Annotated in this window: 4 protein-coding genes; all 4 read left to right on the top strand. The window is 77.3% G+C overall.

Features of this window, described 5'->3' with window-relative positions; genetic code table 11:
* Positions 1–630: ROK family protein (locus tag ABZ914_RS45970; protein ID WP_500200974.1), on the top strand; the 630-nt coding region annotated here is incomplete at its 5' end.
* Positions 614–1663: a 3-dehydroquinate synthase gene (locus ABZ914_RS45965; protein ID WP_500200973.1), complete on the top strand. Its 1050-nt coding sequence runs from the start codon at positions 614–616 to the stop codon at positions 1661–1663. The genes ABZ914_RS45970 and ABZ914_RS45965, both read left to right, overlap by 17 nt.
* 1 nt (position 1664) lies before the next feature.
* Positions 1665–2462: a shikimate dehydrogenase family protein gene (locus ABZ914_RS45960; protein ID WP_500200972.1), complete on the top strand. Its 798-nt coding sequence runs from the start codon at positions 1665–1667 to the stop codon at positions 2460–2462.
* Between the two features lie 79 nt (positions 2463–2541).
* Positions 2542–5202 (top strand): ATP-binding protein (locus ABZ914_RS45955; protein ID WP_500200971.1); only part of this gene is annotated, 2661 nt, incomplete at its 3' end.

The raw sequence follows: 5202 nt of genomic DNA, 5'->3' as shown, positions 1-5202 counted from the left end.
GGGGCGCGGCTGCGCGCCCTGTTCCCCGGGGCCGCCGTGCGCTGGGCCGACGACGGCGACGTGGCGGCGCTCGCGGAGGCCGAGCGGGCGCGGGCGCGGAACGCGGTGTACCTCGGGGTCGGCACGGGCGTCGGCGGTGGCGCCGTGCTGGACGGCCGGCCGGTGCCCGGATGCGAGGCCGGCCACCTCGTCGTCGACCGGTCGGCGCGGGACGAGCGGTGCGACTGCGGCCGGTTCGGCTGCGTCCAGGCCGCCGCCTCCGGTCCCGCGATCCTCCGGCGGGCGGCCCGGCTGCGGGGTTCGCCGGTCCCGTTCGCCGGGCTCCGCGACGGGCTGGCGGACGGGGCGCGGTGGGCGGCGGCCGCGCTGGAGCCGGCATGGGACGCGCTCGCGGCCGCCGTCACGGGCCTCGGGGAGCTCCTGCATCCCGAGATCGCCGTGATCGGCGGCGGCGTCGCCGCGGGGCTGCCCGGCTTCACCGAGGCGGTCGCCGAGCGCGTCGCGGGATACGCCCGTGCGGGGTACGCGCCGCCGTCGGTGCGGCCCGCGGCGCTGGGCGCGCTGTCGTCCCTGCACGGAGCACTGCTGCTGGCGGAGCGGGAGGAGGCCCGGAGTGACCGGACGGGATGAGGGGACGGCCACGGCGTCGCGGTGCGTGGACGTGGCGCTGGGCGAGCGTTCCTACCAGGTGCGCATCGGGGCCGGGGTGCGCGCCGCGCTCCCCGGCGTCATCGCCGGGATCGGAGCGCGGCGGGCCGTGGTCGTCTCGGCCAGGCCCGCGGAGTGGACGCCCGATCCCGGGGTGCCGTCCACGGTGGTCCCCGTGCGCGACGGCGAGACCCACAAGACGCTGTCGCAGGTGGAGGAGCTGTGCCGGCGCTTCGCCGATCTCGGGCTGACCCGGGCGGACGCGGTCGTGTCGTGCGGCGGGGGCACCGTCACCGACCTGGTGGGCCTGGCAGCGGCGCTCTACCACCGGGGCGTCCCCGTCGTGCACCTGCCGACCTCGCTGCTGGCGCAGGTGGACGCGAGCATCGGCGGCAAGACGGCGGTGAACCTGCCGCACGGCAAGAACCTCGTCGGGACGTACTGGCAGCCGCGCGCGGTCCTCTGCGATACCGACTACCTCGCGACCCTCCCCCGCCGCGAGTGGATCAACGGGTACGGGGAGATCGCGCGCTGCCACTTCATCGGCGCGCCCGGCCTGCACGGGCGTCCCGTGGAGGAGCAGATCGCGGCGAGCGTGGCGCTCAAGGCGTCGGTGGTGGCCGCCGACGAGCGCGACGCGGGGCGGCGGCACCTGCTCAACTACGGGCACACCCTGGGCCACGCGCTCGAACGCGCCACCGGCTACCGGCTGCGGCACGGGGAGGCGGTGGCGATCGGCACCGTCTACGCGGGGCGGCTCGCCGGCCGGCTCGGCCGGATCGGCCCGGCCCGCGTCGCCGAGCACCATGACGTCGTCGCGGCCTTCGGGCTCCCGACCGGCCTACCCGCGGACGCCGACCGGGATGCGCTCGTGCGCCTGATGCGGCTGGACAAGAAGGCCGCGGACGGGCTCGCGTTCGTGCTGGACGGCCCGCACGGCGCGGAGCTGGTGACGGGGGTGCCGGAGTCCGAGGCCGCCGCCGCGCTCGCGGGGATGCCGGCCGGAGGAGACTGACATGGGGCGCATCACCGGCACGACCCGTCTGCTGGCCGTCCTCGGCGATCCGGTCGAGCAGGTGCGGGCCCCGGCGCTGGTCAACCCGCTGCTGGAGCGGCTCGGCCGGGACGCGGTGCTGGTCCCGGTGCACGTCCGGCCGGCGGACCTCGCCCCGGTGGTGGACGGGCTGCGGCGCGTCCGCAACCTGGACGGGCTGCTGGTCACCGTGCCGCACAAGATCGAGATCTGCCGGTACGCCGACGAGCTGGGCCCGGCGGCCGCGTTCACCGGCAGCGCGAACGCCCTGCGCCGCGAGCCGGACGGCCGCTGGCACGCCGACAACTTCGACGGCGTCGGCTTCGTCCGCGGGCTGCGGGCGTGCGGCCACGACCCGGAGGGCCGGCGCGTCTCGCTGGTGGGCGCGGGCGGAGCGGGCGCCGCGCTGGCGGCGGCGCTGCTGGAGAACGGGGCGGCCCGCCTGTCGGTCTGCGACACCGACGCCCGGCGCCTCGGCGCGCTGCTCGCCCGCCTCGCCGCACGCTGGCCGGGCCGCGCGTCCGGCTCGGCCGTCCCCCGGGTCGAGGACGCGGACATCGCCGTCAACGCCACCCCCCTCGGGATGCGCGCGGGCGACCCGCTGCCCTTCGACCCCGCCCTGGTGCCGCCGGGCGGGGTGGTCGCCGACATCGTCATGAGCCCCGCCGAGACGCCGCTGCTGCGGGCCGCGGCCGCGCTCGGCCGCGCGGTCCATCACGGATCCCACACGCTCGATCACCAGCTGGAGTGTTACGCGTCCTACTTCGGCCTCGGGGGTTGACCGCTTCCAATTGCAGCCAATATCGATAGAATTAGTATGAAATACCCGCCAAGACGAGACGGTCGACAGGGGGACCCCCTTGCGATTCAGCCTGCTCGGTCCGCTGGAGGTGGTGCGGGACGGCCGGCCCGTCCCGCTCGGAGGGGCCAACCAGCGCGCGGTCCTGGGCTATCTGCTCCTGCACGCCGGGACCGTGGTGTCCACCGGCGACCTCATCCGCGCCCTGTGGCACGATCCCGTGCCCCCCACCGCGCGCAAGATGGTGCAGAACGCCGTCGCCGGAGTGCGCCGCGCGCTCCCCGACGACGGCTCCTGCGCGCTGGAGACCGCCTCGCCCGGATACCTGCTCCGCCTCGACCCCGGCCTCATCGACGTCACCCGTTTCCGCACGCTGGTGGAACAGGGCCGCGCCGACTTCCGCGCGGAGGCGTGGGAGCCCGCGGCCCGGCGCCTGCGCGAGGCCCTCGCGCTGTGGCGCGGCCCCGCGCTGGCCGACGTCATCGACTCCGTCACCGCGTGGCCCGAGCTGACGGTCCTCGAGGAGGCGCGGCTCGCCGCGCTGGAGGACTGCCTCGAGGCCGAGCTCGCCCTCGGCCGCCACCACGAGCTGATCGGCGAGATGACGTCCCTGGTCGACGAGGAGCCCGCGCGCGAGCGGCTGTGCGGCCTGCTGATGCTGGCGCTCTACCGGAGCGGGCGCCAGCGCGAGGCGCTGGCGGTCTACCAGGACCTCCGCGACGTCCTGCGGGACGGCTTCGGGCTGGACCCCGGCCCCGAGCTCAGACGGCTGGAACGCGACATCCTGAACCAGGACCCGCGGCTCGCCCTCGCACGGGGGACGGCGCCCGGCATCGCGGGCGGCACGCCTCCGGAAGGCGCGGCCCCCGGCGCGGCGGATGCGCAGGGCGCGCCGGACCGCCCCGCGATCGCGCCACCGGCCAGGACACCGTGCGGCAAGGCCGCCGACGCGCGCGAACGGGTCCCCGGCGGCGGTCGCGCCGGCGACGCCGAGCGCCCCGTCTCCGAGCGTCCCGTCTCCGAGCGCAAGCGGGCCAGCGTCCTGCTGGTGCGCACCCGCGTGGACGTGGTGCACGGCTCGTCCGAATGCGTCGACGAGACGCTCAACGACCTCGCCCGGATCATCGCCGAGGAGGCCCGCCGCTTCGGCGGGGCCGTGCGCGAGACGCTCGGCTCGGTCCGCCCCGTGCTGTTCGGCTTCCCGCGCTCGCACGAGGACGACCCCGAGCGCGCCGTCCGCACGGCCCGCGCCGTCCGCGCGCGGATCGACGACCGGGTCGCGACGTTCCTCGGCGTCCAGATCGCCGTCGCCACCGGCGACGTCCTCGCGACCTACCGGGACGAGCACGACCCCTTTCCCGCGCAGTTGGCGGGGACGGTGCCGCACTCCGCCGAGCGGCTGCTGGCCCACGCGCCGCCCGGCGGTATCCGGGTCTGCCCGGTGACCGCCCGCGCCGCCGGCCTGCACGCCGCCGCGCCGGAGGACGACCCGGCCGGCGGCGTCCCCGTCGCACCCGGACACGGACCGCTGCCGTGGACGCCCGTCCCGGCGCGCACCGGGCCGCTGGTCGGCCGGGACCGGGACCTGGAGATCCTCCGCGGCCTGCTCGGCGACGTGCGCCGCAGGCAGCGCCCGCACCTGGTCACCGTCCTCGGCGAGCCCGGCATCGGCAAGAGCCGCCTGATGGCCGAGTTCGCCGCGGACGTCCCCGGGTCCGTGCTCCTCGGCCGCACCCCGCCGTACGCGGGCGGGATCCTCGCCCCGCTCGCCGACGCGGTGCGGTCGCTGCCGGACGGCGCCGAGACGGCCCGGCTGATCGAGCGCCTTCCTGCGGAGGCCGGGGCGGCCGCCTGGCGCCGGCACGTCGCCGACCTCGCGCTGGACGGCCCCCTCACGATCGTCCTGGAGGACCTGCACCGCGCCGGCACGGTCCTGCTGGACCAGGTCGAGGACCTGACCGAGCAGCTCGCTCGGGTGCCGGTCCTCATCGTGGCGACCGCCCGGCCCGAACTGCGGCAGCGCAGGACGCGCTGGGGATGCGGGAAGCGCGACGTCACCACGCTCACGCTGGACCCGCTGTCCGACGAGGAGGCCCGCGCGCTCCTGCCCCGCCCCGCCGACCCCGCGATGCTCACGCTGGTCGGCGGCAACCCGCGGCACGCCGAGGAGTACGCGCGGGCCGTGCGCGGGTACGCCGGCGACGCCTGCCACGGCGCCTACGACGGCGCGCCCGTCCCCGGGCCGCTGCGCGCCCTCGTCGCCGCCCGGATCGACACGCTCCCGCTCCCCGAACGGGCCGTCCTGCGGGACGCCACGACCTTCCCGGAGAGCGGGTTCCGGGCCGAGGGCGTGGCCGCCGTCTCCGCCCGCACCATCGAGGAGACCGCCGAGGCCCTGCACGCCCTGGAGCGCAAGGACTTCCTCGTGCGGCGGCCGTCGGACCGCTCCGGCGCGCCGGAGTACGCCATCCGGCAGCCGCTCCTCCGCGAGGTCGCCCATGCCCAGTTGCCGCGCAGCCAGCGGATCGCCCGGCACCGGCGCGCCATCGACTGGGTCGACACGCTGCCCGCGGACCAGGCCGACCTCCTCGTCCACCACTACCGGCTCCTCGTGATCCTCAACTCGCCCGACCTGGCGTACGACACGGCGCGGCAGGCCCATCACGCGCTCCTCGCCGCCGAGCGCCGGGCCGCCGCGGCGGGCGCCCACGACACCGCCGCC

Source organism: Spirillospora sp. NPDC046719, from assembly GCF_040645715.1.
Classification (GTDB): Bacteria; Actinomycetota; Actinomycetes; order Streptosporangiales; family Streptosporangiaceae; genus Spirillospora.
The sequence above is the reverse complement of the archived record's forward strand: the minus strand, read 5'-3'. Positions and strand labels throughout refer to the sequence as shown.

Bases quoted from the DNA above. Each gene is read 5' to 3' on its own strand.
- ABZ914_RS45960 (WP_500200972.1), top strand. From the start codon at position 1,665: ATGGGGCGCATCACCGGCACGACCCGTCTGCTGGCCGTCCTCGGCGAT.